This window comes from Microcoleus sp. B4-D4, assembly GCF_036705185.1.
GTDB lineage: Bacteria > Cyanobacteriota > Cyanobacteriia > Cyanobacteriales > Microcoleaceae > Microcoleus.
Window position 1 is genome coordinate 17461 of the sequence record NZ_JAUBTX010000058.1, and the last position, 20577, is coordinate 38037.

22 protein-coding genes are annotated in these 20577 nt (G+C 46.5%); 10 read left to right on the forward strand and 12 right to left on the reverse strand.

What is annotated here, in order from left to right:
• The first annotated feature begins 23 nt into the window (after positions 1-23).
• Entirely contained in the window at positions 24-287 is a 264-nt protein-coding gene (locus tag QUB13_RS26795) for a hypothetical protein (protein WP_333387195.1), read from the forward strand.
• Here the strand turns inward: QUB13_RS26795 and QUB13_RS26800 are convergent.
• From QUB13_RS26800 to QUB13_RS26830, 7 genes are all read right to left on the reverse strand, one after another.
• Entirely contained in the window at positions 280-1083 is an 804-nt protein-coding gene (locus QUB13_RS26800) for a hypothetical protein (protein ID WP_333387198.1), read from the reverse strand. The two genes, QUB13_RS26795 and QUB13_RS26800, sit on opposite strands and share 8 nt — an antisense overlap.
• 211 nt (positions 1084-1294) lie before the next feature.
• On the reverse strand, positions 1295-2245 hold the full coding sequence (locus QUB13_RS26805; protein ID WP_333387201.1) for a S66 peptidase family protein: 951 nt from the start codon (positions 2243-2245) through the stop codon (positions 1295-1297).
• A 409-nt stretch (positions 2246-2654) separates the two neighbouring features.
• Positions 2655-3416 carry a type I methionyl aminopeptidase gene (map, locus tag QUB13_RS26810; protein WP_333387204.1) on the reverse strand — a complete coding sequence of 254 codons (762 nt, stop codon included), beginning with the start codon at positions 3414-3416 and terminating at the stop codon, positions 2655-2657.
• Between the two features lie 133 nt (positions 3417-3549).
• Entirely contained in the window at positions 3550-4638 is a 1089-nt protein-coding gene (locus QUB13_RS26815) for a glycosyltransferase family 4 protein (protein ID WP_333387207.1), read from the reverse strand.
• Between the two features lie 168 nt (positions 4639-4806).
• The gene (locus QUB13_RS26820; RefSeq protein WP_333387210.1) at positions 4807-4962 is read right to left on the reverse strand and encodes a hypothetical protein; all 156 of its coding nucleotides are present in this window, start codon (positions 4960-4962) and stop codon (positions 4807-4809) included.
• 3 nt (positions 4963-4965) lie between these two features.
• The gene (locus tag QUB13_RS26825) at positions 4966-6105 is read right to left on the reverse strand and encodes a HEAT repeat domain-containing protein (protein WP_333387213.1); all 1140 of its coding nucleotides are present in this window, start codon (positions 6103-6105) and stop codon (positions 4966-4968) included.
• A 95-nt stretch (positions 6106-6200) separates the two neighbouring features.
• Entirely contained in the window at positions 6201-6347 is a 147-nt protein-coding gene (locus QUB13_RS26830) for a hypothetical protein (protein ID WP_333387216.1), read from the reverse strand.
• Positions 6348-6681: 334 nt separating this feature from the next.
• Here QUB13_RS26830 and QUB13_RS26835 point away from each other — a divergent pair, with 334 nt between their 5' ends.
• Positions 6682-8460, forward strand: coding sequence for a CapA family protein (locus QUB13_RS26835; protein ID WP_333387219.1), 1779 nt, complete (start codon positions 6682-6684; stop codon positions 8458-8460).
• Between the two features lie 162 nt (positions 8461-8622).
• On the opposite strand, the gene QUB13_RS26840 is transcribed toward QUB13_RS26835, so the two are convergent.
• Both QUB13_RS26840 and QUB13_RS26845 read right to left on the reverse strand, forming a co-directional pair.
• Positions 8623-9714, reverse strand: a complete 1092-nt coding sequence (locus QUB13_RS26840; protein ID WP_333387221.1) for a bifunctional heptose 7-phosphate kinase/heptose 1-phosphate adenyltransferase — start codon at positions 9712-9714, stop codon at positions 8623-8625.
• Between the two features lie 269 nt (positions 9715-9983).
• Positions 9984-10526 carry a response regulator gene (locus tag QUB13_RS26845; protein ID WP_333387225.1) on the reverse strand — a complete coding sequence of 181 codons (543 nt, stop codon included), beginning with the start codon at positions 10524-10526 and terminating at the stop codon, positions 9984-9986.
• A gap of 196 nt (positions 10527-10722) precedes the next feature.
• On the opposite strand from QUB13_RS26845, the gene lipA reads away from it, so the two are divergent.
• Both lipA and QUB13_RS26855 read left to right on the forward strand, forming a co-directional pair.
• Positions 10723-11685 (forward strand): lipoyl synthase, encoded by a 963-nt coding sequence (gene lipA, locus QUB13_RS26850; RefSeq protein WP_333387229.1) that lies wholly within the window; start codon positions 10723-10725, stop codon positions 11683-11685.
• Between the two features lie 125 nt (positions 11686-11810).
• Positions 11811-11957 carry a photosystem I protein PsaX gene (locus QUB13_RS26855; RefSeq protein WP_194012677.1) on the forward strand — a complete coding sequence of 49 codons (147 nt, stop codon included), beginning with the start codon at positions 11811-11813 and terminating at the stop codon, positions 11955-11957.
• A gap of 286 nt (positions 11958-12243) precedes the next feature.
• On the opposite strand, the gene QUB13_RS26860 is transcribed toward QUB13_RS26855, so the two are convergent.
• Positions 12244-12609 (reverse strand): hypothetical protein, encoded by a 366-nt coding sequence (locus tag QUB13_RS26860; protein WP_333387233.1) that lies wholly within the window; start codon positions 12607-12609, stop codon positions 12244-12246.
• 78 nt (positions 12610-12687) lie between these two features.
• Here QUB13_RS26860 and QUB13_RS26865 point away from each other — a divergent pair, with 78 nt between their 5' ends.
• Positions 12688-13293: a DJ-1/PfpI family protein gene (locus QUB13_RS26865; protein ID WP_333387234.1), complete on the forward strand. Its 606-nt coding sequence runs from the start codon at positions 12688-12690 to the stop codon at positions 13291-13293.
• A 130-nt stretch (positions 13294-13423) separates the two neighbouring features.
• Here QUB13_RS26865 and QUB13_RS26870 read toward each other — a convergent pair whose 3' ends face one another.
• Positions 13424-14314: a carbohydrate ABC transporter permease gene (locus tag QUB13_RS26870; RefSeq protein WP_333387237.1), complete on the reverse strand. Its 891-nt coding sequence runs from the start codon at positions 14312-14314 to the stop codon at positions 13424-13426.
• 59 nt (positions 14315-14373) lie between these two features.
• Here QUB13_RS26870 and QUB13_RS26875 point away from each other — a divergent pair, with 59 nt between their 5' ends.
• The 3 genes from QUB13_RS26875 to QUB13_RS26885 all read left to right on the forward strand — a co-directional run bounded on the left by QUB13_RS26875 (position 14374) and on the right by QUB13_RS26885 (position 16967).
• The gene (locus QUB13_RS26875; RefSeq protein ID WP_333387240.1) at positions 14374-14955 is read left to right on the forward strand and encodes a GNAT family N-acetyltransferase; all 582 of its coding nucleotides are present in this window, start codon (positions 14374-14376) and stop codon (positions 14953-14955) included.
• A 238-nt stretch (positions 14956-15193) separates the two neighbouring features.
• Positions 15194-15865: a phosphoribosylglycinamide formyltransferase gene (gene purN / locus QUB13_RS26880; protein WP_333387243.1), complete on the forward strand. Its 672-nt coding sequence runs from the start codon at positions 15194-15196 to the stop codon at positions 15863-15865.
• Positions 15858-16967: a class I SAM-dependent methyltransferase gene (locus tag QUB13_RS26885; protein ID WP_333387245.1), complete on the forward strand. Its 1110-nt coding sequence runs from the start codon at positions 15858-15860 to the stop codon at positions 16965-16967. The genes purN and QUB13_RS26885 overlap by 8 nt, the downstream gene beginning before the upstream one ends.
• A gap of 237 nt (positions 16968-17204) precedes the next feature.
• On the opposite strand, the gene rlmN is transcribed toward QUB13_RS26885, so the two are convergent.
• On the reverse strand, positions 17205-18314 hold the full coding sequence (gene rlmN, locus QUB13_RS26890; RefSeq protein ID WP_333387248.1) for a 23S rRNA (adenine(2503)-C(2))-methyltransferase RlmN: 1110 nt from the start codon (positions 18312-18314) through the stop codon (positions 17205-17207).
• Positions 18315-18657: 343 nt separating this feature from the next.
• On the opposite strand from rlmN, the gene lgt reads away from it, so the two are divergent.
• Positions 18658-19551: a prolipoprotein diacylglyceryl transferase gene (lgt, locus tag QUB13_RS26895; protein ID WP_333387250.1), complete on the forward strand. Its 894-nt coding sequence runs from the start codon at positions 18658-18660 to the stop codon at positions 19549-19551.
• 121 nt (positions 19552-19672) lie between these two features.
• Positions 19673-20452, forward strand: coding sequence for a precorrin-4 C(11)-methyltransferase (gene cobM, locus QUB13_RS26900; protein WP_333387252.1), 780 nt, complete (start codon positions 19673-19675; stop codon positions 20450-20452).
• Positions 20453-20577 lie beyond the last annotated feature (125 nt).

The following is a 20577-nucleotide window of genomic DNA, read 5'->3' on the forward strand; positions in this document are numbered from 1 at the left end:
TTTTCTCTACCTTAGATATTTCAATGCCTTTGGTAGCTTACCATTGTCCGATCGTCCTTTTCGATCGAAAATTCGGCGATCGGCCCGCACCAGCTATTTCTGACCTGCGTATCTGGATTCGGACTGATGCGGGGTTCATAAACCGGGTTTTTGGCGATAATTCTTCGTCGCAGTCGGCAGATTCGCAAAAAAACCCGGTTTCTTTGGGTTTGATGGGTAGATGCCATGTATCTGTCATCGCAATGACAAGAAATAGTCTTCGCAATGACAACGAACAGCTTACCTAGTAACGCACACTCCGCCTACCGATACGCGACATCGATCGCGATCGCGATCGTACCAGTTATTATCATTAGCGCGATCGTCGTCGAATCTACTATTATCCACCCTCGCCGAGTCTAAATCTCTAGTGCGCGGATTGTAATAATAGTCTCCCTGCGGATACCGGCGACTCGGTTCAGCGCAATAAGTCTCGTTTCTGTCGGCATCCTCAAACCTTACTCTCACCATACTACGTCTCACGCGACAATCAAGAGGCCGCAAGCCAAAATCATCTCGCAAAATCCGTTCTCCGTCGTAGTTGCGGTTGTTTCGGCCACTGTCGCTTCTGTCATCCCACCTATTGCTACCCCGCCTGTCGCCATCAATTCCCGCAACTTCCAGCGTGTAACTACCGCCCCTAGCAGCATCTTTTGCTAATACTAACAACTTGTAATCGCCGCTGCGGGGAATTTGATAATTAAAAGAACGGTCTTGAGTAAAAGCTACTTGTTTGTTGTTTCCGTAAAACAGCACCATAACGGGAGTAAAACCGCGACTTCTATCTGTATCTAACAACACTTGAATGTTATCGCCTTCCCGCGCGGTGAACGTGTATTCTTGACCGCGCAATTCTTCTGTCGGAGAGCCCGGTGTCCACATATTTCGGAAACGGTAAATCGGGGAAGTGCGGCGAATTACTCCATCTATGCGATCGTTATTTCGTATCTGTTCGCCAACCGCACTAGAAGAAATCCCGGTAAGTGCCAATCCTGTAACTAGCACAGCGGCAGCAATACTGTTTAACAAGTTGTGTTTTTTCATGTCAACCTCTGGAAAATTATAAATTTTTTTTGCCTTCTGGGCGCGGACATTTGCATACACAATCCATTTTAAATCTAATTTCTGCCCACCGTCTCAACCATTAGTCTCAACTTTCGTTATTTTGGGGTGCGTCTGGGCTGATTTTTTTAACCGCAGACTAATAATTTTTCCCCCAACGCACCCTACAAACTTATAGACGTTGATGCAGCTTTTAAAGTTGCGATGTATCCCCGCAAATCAGCAATCCCGATTCACCGTCGATACTCGCCTCAATTCCCATCGGTAAAGCAGCGTTAACGCCTTCGTGGCCAAATGGCAAATCCGAGACAATCGGAATATTTAGGTCTAAAAGCCGATCGCGCAAAACTTCTTCTATGCTAAAAGTAGGAATCTGCGGGTCAATGTCGCAGCGGCTGAAGCGCCCCAAAGCAATCCCCCGCACCCCAACAAAAGCCCCCGCCATCCGCCACATAGTCAGCATTCGATCGACCCTATAAGGAGCCTCAGAAACATCCTCAAATGCGAGAATAACCCCCGTCAAATCCGGTTGATACGGGGTTCCGAGCAAATGAGAAGCCACCGTCAGATTCGCCGGAAACAGCCGCCCCGCAGCCTTTCCACCGCCCCAACCTTTACCTTGCAAAGATTGTAACGGACGGCCTTCGATATAGTCAAAAAGTCGATCGACAGACCAATCCGGTTCCGCGCCCAAAGTTGTCAGCATCGGCCCGTGAACGCCCCAAATCCCCAATTTGTCGTCATTCCACAGCAAAGCCGTAATGTCGGAAAAGCCGATCAACCATTTCGGCGCATGGGAATCGGGCATCGGGAATTGGGCATCGGGAATTGGGCATCGGGAATTTTTTCCTTCTGCGACTTTCCCTTTTTCCAAAAGTCGAGTGCTGCCAAAACCGCCTCTAGCACATAGAATACCGCGACAATCTGGGTCACTGAGGGCATCTGCTAACTGTCGGACGCGGTTTGTGTCGGAACCGGCCAAGTAGCCAGTGCGATCGTCAAAACCGGGTGTTAATTTAATGCGATAGCCGCGAGATTTCCAAATTTCTACACCCTTTTCAAAGTTAGTTAATTCTCGCAAAGCGCCGCTAGGGGAAATTACTTTGAGCAAATCTCCAGGTTGCAGAAATTTTATGTTAGTCATTTGTTATTTGTTATTGGTTATTTGTTATTTGTTATTTGTTATATCGTGTTTGGTGAATCGATCGTAATTCCGTTGGAACGGGTTTTACAGATAATTTCTGACTGCAACAGACAATCTCACAAACCCGCCCCCACCTACCCATAAATACAAACCTACATTGTCGAATTTGAGGCCATTTTTAGGTTGATGTGGGTTATCGGTTGTGGTTGCATCGGAATGATTTAACCACAGAGGGCGCAGAGAACACAGAGGAAGACAATAGAGAGATGAATACAGGACGATGAAGTGGCGGGGCGGGTTTATCTAGATTGTTGATAATCGTTAGATATTGTCGGTGAAACTCGCCCCTACGCACTCTGGTTAATTATTGATTTAGGAGTGAGTTTTTGAGATTGTTTGTTAATGATTGCTAAGGTAAAGTCAGAATTTCTACCCCGGAATCTGTCACGGCTAGGGTGTGTTCAAATTGAGCCGAAAGTTTTTTATCCTTAGTGATTGCAGTCCAACCATCGCCTAATATTTCTACTTCCCAAGTTCCCTCATTAATCATTGGTTCAATCGTAAAAACCATGCCTTTTCTGAGCTTCTTTCCCGTGCCCCGTTTCCCGTAGTGCAAAATTTCCGGTTCGGTGTGAAAAACGCGGTGCACACCGTGTCCGGCAAAATTTCGCACTACCGAAAAACCCTGTGCTTCAGCATATTCTTGAATTGCTGCACCGATGTCGCCGGTACGAGCACCGGGTTTGACTTCAGCAATTCCTCTTCTCAAGCATTCTTCGGTAACTTCAACTAATTTTTTCGCTACTGGTGAAGGTGTTCCCACAAAAAAAGTTTTAGAAGTATCGCCGTGATAGCCATCAACTAAGGGGGTTACGTCTATGTTAATAATGTCGCCTTCTCTGAGAATTTGTTTGGCATTGGGGATGCCGTGACAGACTACTTCATTGACGCTGGCGCACAGAGATTTTGGAAAGCCTTTGTAACCTAAAGGAGCACTTTTTGCTCCGCGTTCTACAGTCCAACGTTCGGCTTCGTCGTTAATTTGGAGGGTGCTAACTCCTGGTTTAATCATTGGTTCGAGATGCAACAAAAGTTGAGCTGCTAAGCTGCCGGCTTGACGCATTTTTTCTATTTCTCTGCTGGATAGCAGCACTAGACGTTCGGTTGGCATGGTTTTTTTTTCGGTCTTTTGTTGTGGTCGATTAGGAGTTTATTTAACTCAATTTTAGATGAAATTTGAACTAGCGTTCAATCAATTTCTCAAGTGCCTCGGTCAGCGGAGATTTATCACAATTTTGCTACTATTACTGATGCACCCTACTAGCTGCAATCGAGTTGAACCAGTGTTGAAATCGATCGCCCAAAGCTTCCAAAGAATATTCTACCTCTGCTTGTCGCCGGCAAGCGCTGCGGTCAATTTGGTCTAAACGGGCGATCGCACCTACCAAGCCATTTACGCTGTCAGGCTCCACTAAAAAGCCCGTGTGGCCGTCTCGAACAATTTCGGCGGGCCCCCCGCGCTCGTAGGCAATCACGGGCACACCGCACGCTAAAGCCTCGATCGCGACATTTCCAAAAGCTTCTACCCAGCGCGGTGTCATCAACAAGGCTCGGCACTGGCGCACTTGCTCTTGCATTTGGATTGTTGTCAGAAACCCTAAATATTCTACCGGAGCATCCGGGTAATCTGCACAAATTTTTTGCCAATAATCCTCATCCTGCATTTTGCCCATAATTTTTAGGGGAATGCCTGTAATCTTTGCAGCCGCCACTGCATCTTCTAAGCCTTTCTCCGGGGCGATGCGGCCTAGCCAAGCTAATTTAGATTCTGGTTGGCTGCAAAATTCGTACAGCGATAAATCTATGCCGCTTCCCAACAACTGACATTCTGCGGCAAAGGCAAAGGTTTCGGCTTGGGAAGCGGTGTAAACTCCGATCGTACCGGGAAATTGGGCGGCGGTTTGTTCGGCGATGCGATCGAGCGATCGCACCAGAGAGCCCATACTGATAAAATGGGCGATCGGAGTCCTAAAAAAAGGTGTCAAATAAAACGGCAACCAATCGTAGGCAAAATTAACAATTACATCCCATTCATCCTGAACTTGGCGCGCGTATTCCCACATATTCGCCAGCACAGCATCGGCGGGCATCACAATAGAATCATTGTAATCTTGTGTTTGGGCAGTTCCTTGCAAATCTCCCGCTATCTCGATTACTGGAATTGATTCTAAGACTGAACCGACTGGTGCTACAACTATTATTTTATGACCGCGCCGGTGCAATTCTTTCGCAATATTGAGGACGGTAAGTTCGACTCCGCCGCCCAACCCCGAACCGAGTTGACCGACAGAAGTTGATAGAAACAATAATTTTAAAGAGTTATTAGTAGTCATTAGTCATTAGTTATTAGTTATTAGTTATTAGTTATTAGTTATTAGTTATTAGCTATTAGCTATTGGTTATTGGTTATTAGTTATTGGTTATTGGTCATCAGTCATTTATTTTAGCATAGGATCGCTCGTCGTGTTGACTGTTGACTGTTAACTGTTAACTGTTGACTGTTAACTGTTGACTGTTGACTGTTGACCAATGCCCAATCCCTCCGCTTCGCTCCGCCCAATGCCCTGTTTGGCCAATCCCTCCGCTTCGCTCCGCCCAATTCCCAATTCCCAATTCCCAATCCCTCCGCTTCGCTCCGCCCAATTCCCAATTACCAATGACTAATCATCCCTTTCAGAACGAGGATGGATGCGATTTAACTGATTGATTGCCCAGCGAGCAGTCTCCTGAACTTCTGCATCTGGATCGTTAGTCGCGCGGTGCAATAAATAACTGATTTGATTCACCATTTCGTAAATTCGAGTCAAGTCGCGAATCGCATTTTTTCGCACTTCTGGGTTTTCATTTTGCAGCGAAATTGACCAGGCATTATTCATGGGTTTGAGCGTGCGAATGCCAATTTCTGAGACACTTGCCAAAATTAAACTGTACTGGTTTGAGTCGGAATTTGCTAGCAAATCTAGCAACGGTTCAACAGCTCTCGAATCTCCCTGCTGGCCTAGTTCCCAAATTGCTTTGCGCCTATAAGCTGGATTTCGGTGCTGCAAATCTTCAATCAGTGCTTCAATAATATCAACGTTATTTGTATCATCTGTTTGTGCAAGGGAAATATTTTTTTTCTTATTCGTCGCTAGCGAATCACCTCGATTAGTTGTTTCGGGAAGGTTGAAACCTGTTTCGCTGTAGCCGTTGCTGTTAGTTTCTGAGGGCGCGCCGCGGGCATTAATTCGATCGCCCTCTAGCCCAGCATTCTCCGATTCGGATGCTCCAGATTCCAGGAGAGACGGTAAAGCTCGATCGCTGTTGTTGTCGAGACTGTGGCCTGTTGAAAAATCCACAGGGTAGACCAATTTGCCCCGATCGCGCGGATTGGTGGCTCGATAGTTTCTTGGGTTGCGGCGATCGCCTCTTCCCCCTCGACGCCTAGAATTATTTGACTCGTCGTTGCCAACTAATTTCAGCATGATAAATACTGCCGCTGCCGTGATGACAACTGCAGCCAAACCCAATATTAAGAATCCCCGCTGGCGAGACAAAATGACGATTAGATTGGAGATTGCTTTCGGGATTTTGGAATTGGATTTTGGCGGTTCGGACGGCTTAGATTTGTTTTTATCCGCCACCGGAGAGGGTTTTGGAGCATTGGAATCCGGGCGATCGTCCGCCTGAGCAATTTCTTGGGAAACAGCGCGGTACGAAGCATTGAGAGTTTGTGGTCTTCCGTCCGCACTTGGACTGAAGGCAGCGCCCAGACAGGCAAGACAGGTCAATAAACATAAAGTGGAGCGGTAGTGCGCCATAGGACTCAATCAGGGTTTTGAGAGGCAACGCCGCGTGACGAGCTTTAGTGTAACCTTGAGTTAGCTCGATCCTAGCTGCTATGAGTCCAACTAACTTACAAATACCACGGCTTTTCACAAAAAATCTTTAATTCAGATGGTAGCGATCGAGAATTCGATCGCACAATTGTCTCAATAACGGCAGCAGCAGGTAAAGCAGCGGCATCCACAAAGTCGATTGCTACACCTAACAGAGGCAACAATCGCCTCAGTTACCTGCTGCGATGCGCCGGCCGGCAATGGTTGCTTGCCGTCGATTTCTGACCCATAGCGTCCCACAAGCAAGAGTTTAACTGTTGCGTTGGCGAGTCGGTCGATCGCTTTTTGTCTCATCGAAATCGGGGTTTGGACGGGGAGGATTTGCTGCTGCAGCCAGAAACCGGGTTTTTGAGTATATTTATGGTAGCGAAACCGCATATTTTTACTATGTTTTTTACTACGCACTTAACCTGAGTTAAATCGATCGGCATTTAATCCTGTTTCACAAAATCTGATATAAGATAGAACTAAATTTTTCGTGTGAGAGTAGAGGCATTTGTGAGCCAACAAGACATCTTAAATTTAGCAAAAGAAGGCGACCCAAGGGCGATCGCATTTCTGATCGGCCAAGCACTCCACAGCTTCGGAGTCACAGCTAAAGCCAGCCGGGAAAACGACACCCTGCACCTGCTGCTGGAAGCAGAACAATTACCCGCAGAAGAAGCCTGTCTGCGAGTCGCAATCAAAGGATTGCAAAGACTCGAAGCAAATAACGTTTACTCAGTAACAGTTTACGGGCGACAGGTGGGTAAACAAATGCCCGCTTGGACTCAAACAGTAGAATTAAAAAAAGCCTTAACTTTCGCACCCATTAGTCTGCCCTCACCCGTTAGCGTAGCCGCAGCCCCAATTCCTGCCGCCGCAGGCCTACGCACAGCCCCAATTCCTGTGACTTTGCCAACCAGAGAAAAAACTCACCATGTTGTCACCACAGCGCCCGCTCCAACACCAGAAAAAAAACCGCCCCAACCCCGGAAAATCCCAACTCCCAAACCCACAAACCAACGCCAGCCAAAGCCATCACCCCGCCCAAAGTTAGCCCGCACTAAAACTAAAAAATCTTGGCTGTCAGTCGGTGCCCTGAGTCTGATTCTCGTGCCGATATCCGGCTTTGTTTTGCGCGCTCAATTTGACAAATCCTCCAGCACCGCCCCGATTAATTCTCTCACCTCAAAACCAGCAGTACCAAAAGCGCGTGAAGTGCAGCTATCGGGCAGCGCATCGACACCAGCACCAGCGCCCGCAGCCAAACCAGAACCCGCTCCAAAATCGCCCTCTCCCGCAGCACAAAAACCCGCCAATCTCCCCGCCACAGTCAGCATCAAAGCCGTTGGCGACATCATCCCCGGCACCAATTTTCCCTACAACAAACTGCCAGCAAATAAGGAGCGTTTATTTGATTCGGTAAAACCGTACCTTCAAGGAGCCGACATTCTGTTTGGCAATTTTGAAAGCACGATGACCGATTACCCTTACAGTTCCAAAGGAGTCGGCGGACGAATGCTGTTTGCCTTTCGGACTCCTCCGAGTTATGCCAAAATCTTCAAAGATGTTGGTTTTGATATTTTGAATGTGGCCAACAATCACTCTTACGATTTTAACGAGCAGGGATTTAAGGACACGATTAAAAACATCGACAGCAACGGCATGAAAGCAGTTGGCAAAAGAAACCAAATTGTTTATCAAAATGTCAAAGGCGTAAATGTTGCTTTTATTGGTTTCAGCAACTACGGCGAAGTTCACAATTCCTTGCTGGAACTGAAAGCGGGGGCAGAAGTTGTCAAAAAAGCGAAGCAAAACGCCGATATTGTAGTGATATCAGTTCATGCGGGAGCTGAAGGAACCGGAGCTCAGAATGTGAGAAATAAAACCGAGTTCTTTTACGGAGAAAACCGGGGAAATATGGTTTTGTTTTCGCGGACGATGATTGATGCGGGAGCGGATTTGATTTTAGGACACGGCCCGCACGTTACCAGAGCAGTGGAACTTTACAAAGGGAAATTGATTGCTTATTCCCTGGGCAATTTTATGGGTTATCGCACTTTGTCTACAGCCGGAGCACTCGGTCAATCTCTGATTTTGGATGTAAAAATGAATCCGCAAGGGGATTTTGTTTCTGGTAAGATTATCCCCGTGGAACTTGACAAGCAAGGTATTCCGTCTGTGGATCGAGATTTTAGGAGTGTGGGGTTGATTCGCCGTTTGACAAAGAGCGATTTTCCCAATACTGGTTTGACAATTGATGACAAGGGACAAATTTTGAAAAAGAGTAAGTAGTTAGTAGTCAGTAGTCAGTAGTCAGTAGTTAGTTGACTGTTGACTGTTGACTGTTGACTGTTGACTGTTGACTGTTGACTGTTGCCAACTAACAACTAACAACTAACAACTAACAACTACCAACTGCCAACTGCCAACTGCCAACTGCCAACTACCAACTGACTACTCGTCAACCATTGCTTTCAAAGCTTCTTTCATTTCGTCTGCTGTCGTGGTTGCCGTACCGAATTGACGCACGACAATGCTAGCCGCTAAATTGCCCAAAACTGCCGCTTCCCAACCGGATGCACCGACGCATAAAGCTAAAGTCATTGCTGCTACAACTGTATCTCCCGCACCGGTTACATCGAATACATCAGTTTTGTTAAAAGGGGGAATATCCCAACTTTGAATGTTAAATTTTCCCTGTTGGCAAATGGATGTTGGAGAAGGTGAATTTTTGATTGTTTCGCCGTTCACCCTTTCAAACAAACTCATCCCTTCTTCGCCGCGAGTAATCAGGATTTTTTGAGCTTGAGTTAAGTTCAATAAATCGCGTCCTGCCTGCATTAAAGTTTGAGGGTTTTTGATAGCATATCCGACTGCTTGTTCGGCTTCGGGCAGGTTCGGAGTAAACAGCATTGCTCCAGAATATCGCTGCAAATCTGTTTGAGCGTCTACTATTGTTTTGCCGGGAACTACTGCCGATTCGATCGCCAAAGGGGTCAAAACTCCGTCGCCGTAGTCGGAACAAACCACAGCATCTACTGTCGGGATTTGCTGCCGGATGTAGTCTGCTAATTGCAACTGCAAGTCTAAATCCGGCAACTCGTCAGATTTGCGATCGACTCGGACAATTTGCTGAGTCACTGACTGTCGCGCGTGCCCGGAAATTCGAGTTTTGGTGACAGTCGGACGCTGCGAATCGATGAAAATCCCGCCCGTATCTATTCCCGCCGCCTCAAAAATACCGCACAAAGCCTTTCCCTGGTCGTCTTTTCCTACCAAACCGGCAACTTTGACTTTGCCTCCCAGTTTGGCCAAATTGTAGACAGCATTTGCGCCACCTCCGGGTAGTTGCCGAGTATTTTCGTAGCGCAAAATCAACACAGGTGCTTCGCGGGAAATTCGCTCTACTTGTCCGGTAAGAAACTCGTCCAAGGTCAAATCTCCGATCGCTAATACCTGCGCTCGATCGAAGCAGTCTAATCTTTTCAATAATTGCTCTGTTGAGGCACGCAGTTGAGGCAAAAAATCGGAATAGTCGTTAGTCATTAACCAAAAAAATGAGACTGAGGAGTTGATTGTTGAGCATGGGAGGAGCAGCACTTAAAAGTCCTAATAAAGATTAATAATTATTTCCTCCCTGATTTGATTTTTAACTGTTTGTTCATTGTCTCATTTGGATTTTGAGAAACCCGTTGCAGGCTGCGGGCGAGATCCCTCGCTCGACAAAGTTGCAAATAATTGCATTAAGACTCAAGATCGAGTTTCACGGTGTAGCATTTTCTTTCTACATAAGTGCCTGCAAACAAACAGCAGAATTATTTCAATTTTTGCTTGATAATCGCAATCACCTGAGACATTTGTTTTTTGAGTGCATCAATTTCCGCTTGCATTTTTGCCATTTTCAGGGTCATCGCCTGAATGTCGGCAGTGCCCGCTCCTGAGCTTGGTGCGGCGGCGGCTTCGGGCACTGGTTTCTTTTTGGCCAGTACCATCGCCGATTTGATCGCCTCGGTTAGCTGCTTCTTCTCAAAGGGTTTGGCGATGAATGCAAAAAAATGCTTCTCGAAGGGTTTCGGAATTTTTTCCATCACCTCTTCTTCGCGACCCGACATGATCACCAAAGGTATCTTGGAAAGTTCGGGGTGGGCTTGCACTTTTTGATACACTTCCCAACCGCTGACTTTGGGCAGTAGGAAATCTAACATAATTAGATTCGGGCGGGCTTGGCGGATCAGTTTGAGTCCCTCTTCGCCGTCTTTTGCTTCTAGAACTTCAAAGTTACCTTGAGGTAACATTTCTCGGACTCGGACGCGGATGACTTTACTGTCATCGATTACCAAGATTTTTTGACCAGCCACGACTGACTCCTTCAGTAATGAGTGATGAGATTCGCAACCTTTAGTATATCCCTAACCGAATTCTACCCAGAATTCTGGGGAATATTGTTTTGCTGCAATGGCCGCCTGATTTTGATTTGGGGTGAGGCTGCTACAAGTTGAGGGACTTTGATTTCGGATACGATCGAATATATTAACTCGATCGCCCTTAAATTTTATGTCGCCCCAGACTCCTCAAACTCCTACTGTCAAAGCAACTGCCGCCCAAATGCGGGGTGAAATCGAAGCGATGCCGGAATGGCTGCGACGCCCCCTTGGCAAAGCTAGCGAACTTTCCCAAGTGCAGAAAATTATTAAACAGCGGCAAATTCACACGATTTGCGAGGAGGGCAGATGTCCCAACCGGGGCGAGTGCTACGCCCAACAAACGGCGACTTTTTTGTTGATGGGGCCAACTTGCACCCGCGCTTGTGCTTTTTGTCAAGTAGATAAAGGTCATTCTCCAATGCCGCTAGACCCGGAGGAACCGCGAAAGGTGGCCGAGGCTGTGCAATTGTTGGGTTTGCGTTATGCGGTGCTGACTTCGGTGGCGAGGGACGATTTGCCGGATGGGGGCGCGGGTTGGTTTGCAAGGACGATCGCCCAAATCCGCCTCTTAAACCCCGATACTGAAGTTGAGGTACTGACGCCAGATTTTTGGGGAGGAATCGGTAGGGGCGGTATCTCCGACGGGGAGAATTCCGAGCTCGACGAGTTGCAGCGAGAGCGGATTCGGACGGTGGTGGAGGCAAAACCGGCTTGTTACAACCACAATATTGAGACGGTGCGGCGCTTGCAAGGGCCGGTGCGGAGGGGGGCTAAGTACGATCGCTCGATCGGCGTTTTGCGTATTGTCAAGGAATTTGACCCAACTATTCCCACCAAATCCGGTTTGATGTTGGGGCACGGGGAAACTGCAGCCGAGATTGTCGAAGCGATGGCCGATTTGCGGGATGCCAAGTGCGATCGGCTCACCCTCGGTCAATACATGAGACCATCTCTAGAACACCTCCCAGTGCGTAAATACTGGACTCCGGCCGAATTTGACCGTTTTGGGTCGATCGCCAGAGAGATGGGGTTTGAGCGCGTGCGATCGGGGCCTCTCGTCCGCAGTTCCTACCACGCAGGAGCGATCGATTGAAATCAATCTCAATTTAACTCGGTATAAACTCCTAGTTACAAAAAATAACACTAAAGGATTGTGCAAATATGCCACGCTCTCTGCTATTTGTGAATACAGTGACTTATGAATTAGGAGCTTGAATCATGGCAGAGATAGCAAAGAACCAATTAAAATCCGACTCCGTGATGAAAACGGGCAAATTCCCTTACACCTTTCGCGCAGCGTGGTTTCTGTTGCTGTTAGGTATCAATTTCCTGGTTGCAGCCTATTATTTCCATATCATTGAATAGTTCTGCCACCTGAATTTTAGCAGACCCTGCTTTTGGGTAGCTCAAAGTCGGAGACGGGGAGAGTGGGGAAGTGGGAGAGTGGGAGAGGGGAAGAGGGGGAGAGTGGGAGAGTGGGAGAGTGGGAAAGGGGAGACTTTTTCCTTTTTACTACTTCGCTTTTCCTTCTGACTATTTCCCTCGTCATTCTTCCTCGTCCTTCTTGCGTCTTCCCTCTTCCTTTTGACCACTGACTAATGACCAATGACTAATGACTAATGACCAATGACTAATGACTAATGACTAATGACTAGCGATTTCTCGATGCTTCTAACTTAGACAACCGCTCTTTAATTTTGAGCACATCCTGCTTAGTTTCAATTGCCAAAGTTGCTAAATTATCAAACATCGGGTCTCCCGAAAGCATCCTAGAATTTGTCCGGCTCGAACCAGGCCGGTTCGGAGACTGAGGGCGACTCACTCCAGAACCTTGTGACTGCAAGCTGTTGATTTGTGCCCTGAGATCAGCAATTTGACCTTCTAATTGAGTAATCCGAAACTCTAGTTGAGTCGTAGATTGAGCAGGCGTAGAAATTGGTCTAACAGCAATTGCTAGAAAGCAAATAAGACACAAAAAACAGATTTTTAGGGCGCGGTGTCGAATATTTTTCGGCATAGCTTTAAGAATTTAAATTATACCGTTTATAGGATAACAAATCGCCGAGATTTTACGTCTCTATCAGAAGTATGTTTTATGCCACCTAAAAACGTAGCTATTTTAATGTTTGATGATGTCGAGGTGCTGGACTTTGCAGGCCCTTTTGAAGTGTTTTCGGTGACATCAGAATTAAATTCAGAATTAAATAAAGATTCGCGACCTTTTGCAGTCTCTACCGTAGCCGAACATCCCGGTGCTGTCAACGCCCGCAACGGTTTGAGCGTAAATCCTGACTGTACTATTTCCGATTGTCCGCCACCCGACATTTTAATTATCCCTGGAGGAAAAGGTACGAGAAAGTTAATCGATAATTCAGCAGTTATTAACTGGATCAAAGATTGTTCGCCAACAGCAGAATTAGTGCTTTCTGTTTGTACGGGTTCGCTGCTTTTAGCAAAAGCTGGCTTGTTGGAAGGATTGGCGGCAACTACACACCATCAGGCGTTAGATTTGTTGAGAGAATTAGCTCCCAACACAACTATTATTGAAAATCAGCGATTTGTAGATAACGGCAAAATCATCACTTCTGGGGGAATTGCTGCGGGAATTGATATGTCTTTGCACGTTGTCGGCAAGCTTTTGGGCACAGCACAAGCTGAAAAAACCGCAGAGCACATGGAATATAAAATGGGGAATTGGTAATTGGGCAATGGGCATGGTTAATTGTATAATTTGCGCGTAGTGGCGGGTTTTACCAACCATCTCGGCATAAAACCAACAATCTGGTAAACCCGCCCCCTCCGATACAGGAAGGATGCTACCAGACGTGATATCAAGCATCTTCGCTCCAAACTTTTAGTTGCACATAAACTAATATCAAAGCTACAGCCATCAGGAAAGTTGCCGCAGCCGCTGCATAGCCAAAATCGAATTGCGAAAAAGCTTGCTCGTAAATATAATAAACTAGCAAATTAGTAGAGTTCAAAGGGCCGCCGCCGGTGATGACGTAAACTTGCTCGAAACTCCGCAGGGTAAAAATAGCTGTTGTCACCGTAGCAAATATTAAAGTCGGTCGCAAGCCTGGTAAAGTGATGTGCCAAAATTGTTGCCAAGCGTTAGCTCCGTCCAATTCTGCCGCTTCGTAACGATTTATGGGAATTGCTTGCAATCCTGCTAAAAATACTACCATATTAAAGCCTAATTGTTTCCAAACACTGAGTAGAATTATTACTGGCATGGCCCAAACTGTGCTACTCAACCAAGGAATAGGATTTAAGCCGATCGCCATTAAGATATCATTCACCGGGCCTTCGGTTTGAAACAACCACCGCCAACCCAAGCCAACGGCAACTAAAGAGGTAATCGAAGGGATAAAATAAGCGGTGCGGAGAGCGCCCCGCCAAGCAAAGGAGCGATTTAGCAGCACTGCTAAACCCAATGGAATCACTAAACTGGGAATGACTGTGGCGGTAGTAAAATAGATGGTGTTTTGGATAACTTGCCAAAAATCCGGGTTAGTGATTAGACGCAAGTAGTTGTTCAAACCAATTAAACGCACTCCCGACTGGGTAAAGCTGCCGCTGGTAAAGCTGAGGTAAAATAAATAGGCGATCGGCCAAATCAAAAAAGTACCCAGAAACAGCAAAGCCGGGGCCAGAAAAGTCCAAGCTGCGATCGACTCATTGTCCAACCAGTTAAAACGCCCAAATTTAATCGGAACCATTGGCTTGTAAATTGTAGCTTTTAGTTTTAAATGGTATCACAATCTAGGTCAATGTCACAATGAATTTTCTCGATATATTATCTAACTTACCCACTATAGAAACAGAGAGACTATTGCTGAGAAAAATCACTTTAAACGATGCCAGCGATATGTTTGAATATGCTTGTCATTCCGAAGTCTCAGAATATACAATGTGGTCAACTCATACCTCGCTCGAAGATACTAAATATTTCATCAAATCACTGATAAAAATGTACAAAAAACGAGAGCTTGTAGATTGGGGAATTGTCCACAAAGTCGATGAAAAATTTATCGGGACTTGCGGATTTGTGGAGTGGAGCATGAACCACAGCCGCGCCGAAATAGGCTACGCACTTTCTGGGAGATATTGGGGGGAAGGATACATGAGCGAGGCTGTAAATGCGGTTATTGAATTCGGCTTTCGGGAGATGTTGCTGAATCGAATTATGGCTCGATGTGAAGTTAACAATATTGCTTCGGCGAGGGTGATGGAAAAGGTGGGGATGCAATTGGAAGGAATTTTGCGGCAACAGCTATTTGTGAAAGGCAGATATTGGGATCTCAAAATTTATTCGATTCTTAGAGAAGAGTTTTTTGATAATGTTGTAGAATCTAATTGATGATTTTTGATAGTATTTAAGTTGTTCCACCTAATTAAAGGTAAAATACTAATTGCTAAAAAGCTTTCTCTGTATGTCTTCTTGCTGATGACTGATGATGTTAGCTAGGGTGGGACAGCACTCATTACTAATGACTGATGACCAATGACTGATGACTGATGACGACCCTTCGACTTCGCGAGCGGGCAAGATGACTAATGACCAATGACTAATGACCAATGACTAATGACTTCTACTTATGATAGTTAATCCAGTATCTGCTAATTCCAGCGCCAGCCTGATTTCTCCTGAAATTGGCAAAAGTGCGATCGCTCCGGGTCATCCTCCCTTAAAAATAGGAATTCTAGCATCAGGAAGTGGCAGCAACTTCGAGGTAATTGCCCAAGCCATCCAAAACCAAGAACTTAATGTTCAAATTCCAGTATTAATTTACAACAATCCCGAAGCCAAAGCCGCGGCCAGAGCTAAAAAATACGGCATTCCCTCGATTTTGCTCAATCACCGCGATTGCAAAAGCCGCGAAGAATTAGATACAAAAATTGTTAAAACTTTTCAAGCTCATGATGTAGAATGGGTAGTGATGGCAGGTTGGATGCGTATCGTCACCAAAGTTTTGCTCGATGCTTTTCCTGACAAAGTTATTAACATTCACCCCAGTTTGCTGCCGAGTTTCACAGGAATTCGCGCTGTCGAACAAGCACTCGCAGCCAAGGTAAAAATCACCGGATGTACGGTGCATATCGCCCGTTTAGAAGTAGACAGCGGGCCGATTTTAATGCAGGCTGCGGTGCCAGTATTGCCTGACGATACGGCAGAAACGCTGCACGCCAGGATTCAGGTACAAGAGCACAAGATTATGGTAGGGGCGATCGCCCTTATTGCCGAATCCCATCAAAAACATTGTGACTAAAAACCTCACCAGTGCTGCATCTGTCCCAGAATTACCAGTCAGCGACTCGCCCGACACTGGGCCGCCGCTGACTGATTCCAATCGCCTAAAATTAATACTGAAAGACAGGCTCAAAAAAAACATCGGCATCAAGGGAGAATTCTATCTGCCTTGCTTGCCATCGATGCTAGAAGACTATCTGAAATTACTCTCAGACTTCTTAAAGATTCTCGGACAAAACATAGACGCTGCCCAAACCGAAAACTTACGAACATTAATCGCCAACGGCTTAGCAGAAGGATTCAAAAATTCTCCCCATGCTAATCTAATAGTTTCATACTTTCCAGCCAATTCCCAAACCGGTTTAGCCGACGGCATTACTCTGAATACCAAGATTCAAATCGAATCAATGGCCGAGAAATATCATAGCTGGCCGGATATTCGCCCCGAACCTTTATTTGGTAGCCATCCCGATGCCAAAGTCATCGCCATTGCTACCGAATTAGGCGAACCGGGAAAAGCACCTATTTTAGATGTCGGTGCGGGCCCAGGGCGCAATAGTTTGCCTTTAGCAAGGTTAGGTCATTCCGTGGATGCGATCGAGCTAACACCGATATTTGCCGAGAAACTATCAGCAGCAGCCACCGCCGAAAACTTGCCGGTAAATGTCACCCAAGGCGACGTTTTAGACCCATTATTGAGGATGAAAACTTATCGGTACAAATTAGCCATTGCTACCGAAGTTCTCTCTCATTTCCGCTACCCCGAACAAGTGCGTCTTTTCCTCGGCAAAATGTCCGATGCCGTGTTAAGCGGCGGGTTTATCTTATTCAGTGCTTTCTTAGCAGTAGATGGCTACGAACCCGATGAGATGGCAAAACAAATGTCTGAATTGTGTTGGTCTTATCTCATCACAAAGCAAGAATTGCAAGCAGCAATCGAGGGTTTGCCGTTAGCAATTGTTTCGGATGAATCGGTGATTGAATACGAACAAAAACATTTGCCGGATTCTGCGTGGCCGCCGACACCTTGGTTTGTGAGTTGGGCCAGCGGGCGCGATTTATTTCCGGTGCAAGAAACGCCGCCGTTGGAGTTGCGGTGGATACTGGTTAAACGCTTGTAGAGAGTTAGTATGGTGCGTCACAATGTAGTTTGTCGATGATTGATCAAATAACGTGATATAACTCACATCTTGCACCATTCTCGCTTAACAGGCTTTCCGGCTTGTTCCACAAAGACGGATTTTTGTGGGGAGTAGGGGTTGGGAATCCTGCCCGCCCGCAAAAGGCTAATTGAGAATGGTGCAAAATCTCAGGTATAACGCACCCTACAACAAATTTTAGCGGTTAAAATTCCAATTCTAAACCTCAGATGCGCGCAATTGTCCGCAGGCTGCATCTGCTTCTAAGCCGCGAGAATACCGCACGCTAACTGCAATTTTCTTCTCCTTCAAAACCGCAACAAAATTATTGATTCGATTGGGAGTCGGACGCTGATATTCAGCTTCTTGAATCGGATTGTAAGGAATCAAATTGACGTGACACTGAAAACCGCGCAACTGATTTGCTAACTCGGCTGCGTGTTCTGGTAAATCATTTACGTTTGCTAAGAGCACGTATTCAAAGCTTAATCTGCGTCCAGTCGATCGCACATATTCCCGACATTCTGCCACTAACTCACCCAAAGGATAAGGGCGGGCGCTAGGAATCAACTCTTCGCGCAATCTTTGATTGGAAGCGTGGAGGCTGACGGCGAGGGTAATTTGCAGTTGATGTTCGGCTAATTGGGTGATGCGATTGCGGATTCCGACTGTGGAAACGGTGATGTTGCGCTGTCCAATTCCTACGTCTTGATTCAAACACTTGACAGCAGCTACAACATTATCGAAATTCAGCAGGGGTTCGCCCATTCCCATAAATACGATGTGGCTGACTCGGCGGCCGAAATCTTGCTGTACTGTCAAGACTTGATCGACGATTTCGTTTACTTCTAAATTACGCTTGAAACCGCCTTTTCCCGTAGCGCAAAAATCGCAGCCCATCGCGCAGCCAACTTGCGCCGAAACGCACACAGTCAGCCGTTTTTCGGTGGGAATGCCGACTGTTTCAATGATTTGACCGTCTGCCAATTTTAGAAGATACTTTACCGTAGAGTCTGGTGCGACCGATCGATAGTGAATAGTCGATCGCCCGATCGGAATTTTCGCAACAGTCTCGCGCCACTGTTTAGAGAATACAGAAATCTCAGAGAGCGATCGCGCACCTCTCTCATAAATCCACTGGTACAACTGCTTCCCGCGATAAGCGGGTTGCCCGTTTTGCTGCACCCACTCCGTTAACTCAGCCAAACTCGCGCCCAACAACGGCGGAATTTTACCAGACTCAACAGACAAAGCAGCAGTCTTGCGAGACTGATTCGCACCCTTGGAATTACCAGAAGAGTGCACCTGAGAAACGGAAGTAGAAGGCATAGGTCATCAGAAAATTTAAAGCCATCCTCCATATTAAAACTTCTCGACCAAAGCTGCCGTTAATCCTGAAAAAGGTGAAGTCTCGATCCCTCTAAATCCCTTAACAAGGGCGACTTTAAGAATAATCCGGTTCCCCCCTTAAAAAAAGGGGGTTAGGGGACTCTTATTGTGGACTCACAAAGAAAACTCCAGACAGAAATCTGCACAATCAAGAATCCAGTTAATTTTTGGCCAAATCCCCCTAAAATTGCGTGTAAATGACCGCAGCCCCCTAAAATAAACTCTGGAGCTTGTTCAAGGGTATGCAATCTGACTGCTTTCCATCACAATTCATGCAACTTTTATGGTGCTAGATATTCTTGCGCTGCCCTTAGCGTTTCAATTTACATCCCCAGGCCCGATAATTTTTCAACTAGGCCCTCTAGCTATCCGTTGGTACGGGCTGTTGATAGCTTCTGCCGTCTTAATTGGGGTCAGTCTGTCCCAATATTTGGCCGAAAAGCGCCGCGTCAACCCAGAATTGCTGGGCGATTTAGCAATTTGGCTGGTTCTGGGCGCTATTCCTTGTGCCAGAATTTATTACGTGGCTTTCGAGTGGCCGCAATACGCCCAGAGGCCGGAAGATATTATTGCGATTTGGAAAGGTGGAATTGCCATTCACGGGGCAATTTTGGGCGGCACGATCGCAGCTTTAATTTTTGCAAAAATCCAGCGAGTTTCTTTTTGGCAATTGGCAGATTTAGTCGCACCTTCGGTAATTCTCGGTCAGGCGATCGGACGCTGGGGAAATTTCTTTAACTCCGAAGCTTTTGGCAGTCCTACGGATTTACCTTGGAAACTTTATATTCCGCCAAACAGCCGCCCGATCGGCTACGCTAATTTTGAATACTTCCACCCCACATTTCTCTACGAATCTCTGTGGAATTTGACAGTATTTGGGTTGCTGCTGACTTTGTTTTTCCGCGATTTGCAGGGAAAAATTCGCTTGAAAACAGGTGCTTTGTTTTTGGTTTACCTGGCAGCTTACAGTTCGGGTAGAGTCTGGATTGAAGGGTTGCGAACTGATAGTTTGATGTTCGGGCCGCTCAGGGCTGCACAGATGGTAAGTTTGACTGGGATTGTGTTAGGTTTGGGCGGGTTGGCTTGGCTTTATTTGCTCGATCGACCTTTACCCGATGTTGTCTCCCCCAATAGCGATCGGGCAAATATCGATCGCAAATCCCCAGACGATCGATAAAAAAACCCCAGAGAAGTTAATCTCTAGGGTTCAAAACCAGGGTGCATCTACCATCCCTTACTTCCAATCAAAATAGGTGCATCCGGAAGCGCCGGTAAATTTAGCAAATTTTTTAGCAGCCATGAGTTTGACAGAAATTGAAGCCCCCCTTTCAGGGGTGTACATTGTAGGTGCAGGCCCGGGAGACCCGGATTTGTTGACTGTTAAGGCTCAAAAATTACTGGCTGTCGCCGATGTCATATTATTTGCTGATTCCCTAGTTCCAGAGCAAATTTTGCAGGGAGTGCGCGCAGATGCTGAAGTTATCCAAACTGCGGATAAGACTCTCGAAGAAATTGTACCTTTGATGGTGGAGCGAGTGCGCGCCGGGAAAAGCCTCGTCCGCCTCCATTCCGGCGATCCCTGTCTCTACGGCGCTGTGGGGGAACAAATGCAAGCTTTGGCCGAGGCGGGAATTGCTTTTGAGGTAATTCCGGGAATTAGCGCTTTCCAACTAGCCGCCGCGAAACTTAAAATTGAGTTGACAGTTCCCGGAATTGTACAGACAATTATTTTGACCCGAATTAGCGGCCGTACCGAAGTACCCGATCGCGAAGAATTGGCGAGTTTAGCGGCCCATCAAGCGAGTTTGTGCCTGTATTTGAGCGCGCGCCATGTCGATCGAGCTCAAGCTAAGTTGATGGAACATTACCCATCGGATTTACCAGTGGCGATTTGTTATCGCTTGGGCTGGCCGGATGAAAAAATTGTCCTAGTTCCCCTTGACAAAATGGCAGTCGCTACCCGCAAACATAATTTGTTTAGAACGACCATGTATGTAATTAGTCCGGCGCTGGGAAAAGAAGCCCAAGGGCGATCGCGCTTGTACCATCCAGAGCACGATCGGCTGTTTCGTCAGTAGTCATTAGTCAGTAGTCATTAGTCAGCAGTCATTAGTCATTAGTGGTTGACAATTCCCAATTCCCAATTCCCAATTCCCAATTCCCAATTCCCAATTCCCAATTCCCAATTCCCAATTCCCAATTC